The sequence below is a fragment of the Allobosea sp. P4_C6 genome, assembly GCF_056402015.1.
Genome location: NZ_JBFUIF010000228.1, coordinates 1 through 1,630, shown reverse-complemented (window position 1 = coordinate 1,630; position 1,630 = coordinate 1). Strand labels below are relative to the sequence as shown.

Here is a 1,630-nt window from a genome sequence, read left to right as displayed (position 1 = left end):
ACTTCAGGGAGGGCCACTTTTCAGGGGGCAGGCCATACTCGGTGCCTTCACCGAATAAGCGGCGGGTCGCGGCCGCCTGCATACGATCAAAACTCATGTTTCCCCGCACGAGCACATCGCCACCGTAACGGTCGCCAATCGGCAGCGCACCTTAGCAAGATGGAGAACTGGACGGCCGCATCGAGCCTGATTGATACTGCGTCGTGCGGCGATAAAGCTCGTTAATTGCAGCCGCGGCACGGGGGAAAGCGGCACCGATGATTAACGTCGAAACCGTAGGTGTCGCGGTGCGCTCTATCCGTGATCCTGGCCGGATTGGGACAAACTCAGGGCGGACAACAAGGCACCAAGGGGTCACGTACGTTTACGTGCGTTATCCAAGCGGCGAAGAGGAGCCTATCCCGCTCACTGAGCTCGAACTCGCGCCGATCAACGAGCCGCGTTACGAGGCCTTTGCCGCCGGGCGCTTCTCAAAGCCAGAAGTAGTGGCTCGGACGTTGGTTTCGGAGAAAATCCGAGGGAAGCTTACTGATGTCATGTACTCAATGGGTGGGGGCCACGCGACCTTTTACCCCCATCAGTTCAAGCCCGTTCTGACATTCCTCACGTCCACCGTGGGGCGCATTCTCATCGCCGACGAGGTGGGCCTCGGGAAAACGATCGAGGCACTGTACATCTGGCGCGAGCTGCAGGCACGGGTAGGCGCCCGTCGCCTCTTAGTGGTTTGCCCAGCTGCGCTTCGAACCAAATGGCAGGGCGAGTTGCGAGAGCGTTTTGCTCTCGACGCGAAAATCGTCGGTGCGCGCGAGCTCCTCGGACTTGCGCGCGAGGCAGCAACAGATCCGACACGGTCTTTTTGCGCGATTGCCGGTGTTGAGAGCATTCGCTCTCGTCGGATAGAGGCAGAGGCGGACGATGGGCGCTCTTCTCGCGCAGATCTTGGCGCTTTCCTGCTAGCTCATGAGGCTGGCCCCGACTTCGCGCTATTCGACCTCGTTATCGTCGATGAAGCGCACTATTTGCGTAACCCTGAAACCGCTAACCACCAAATCGGCCAGATGCTGTCCGCTGCAGCTGGGCATCTTGTCCTTCTGACCGCTACCCCGATCCAAATTGGTAGCGAGAACCTGTTCAACCTGTTGCGGTTAGTCGATCCTGACCGGTTCGTAAGTCTAGAATCGTTCGAGATCCTGCGCCGCGCAAATTCCGCGGTAACCCGTGCGCTGAACGCTGTGCGAGGCTCGCCATGCGACCAGGCTGCGTTCCAAAGAGCGCTGTCCGACATGGCTGCGAGCCGATACTTCCGCTCCGATCCGCTTGTGGCGGGATGGCGCGAGGCGCCTCCAGAGCTTACCGGTTACGAGGAGCGGACTCGGATCGCACGAGACCTTGAGGAGCGGTCGCTTTTGTCCGGGGTGCTGACCCGTACCCGGAAACGGGATGTCATCCAAAACCGAGTGATCCGCGAGCCTACGATCTTGCGGGTTCGGTTGAGCGCAGCCGAGCAGGCCATCTACGATAGCGTCACAGACACACTGCGTCGGCAGGCCTACGGCTCAGACACCGTCAACACGCTGACCCTCATCGCTCGGCAACGCCAACTTGCTAGTTCGATCCCCGCCACATTGAC

The 1,630-nt window shown here is 60.1% G+C and carries 1 protein-coding gene; it reads left to right on the top strand.

Translation table 11 applies throughout. The annotated features are described in order from the left end of the window. Positions 1 to 257 precede the first annotated feature (257 nt). Positions 258 to 1,630: DEAD/DEAH box helicase (locus tag AC1DVA_RS28185; RefSeq protein WP_476808099.1), on the top strand; the 1,373-nt coding region annotated here is incomplete at its 3' end.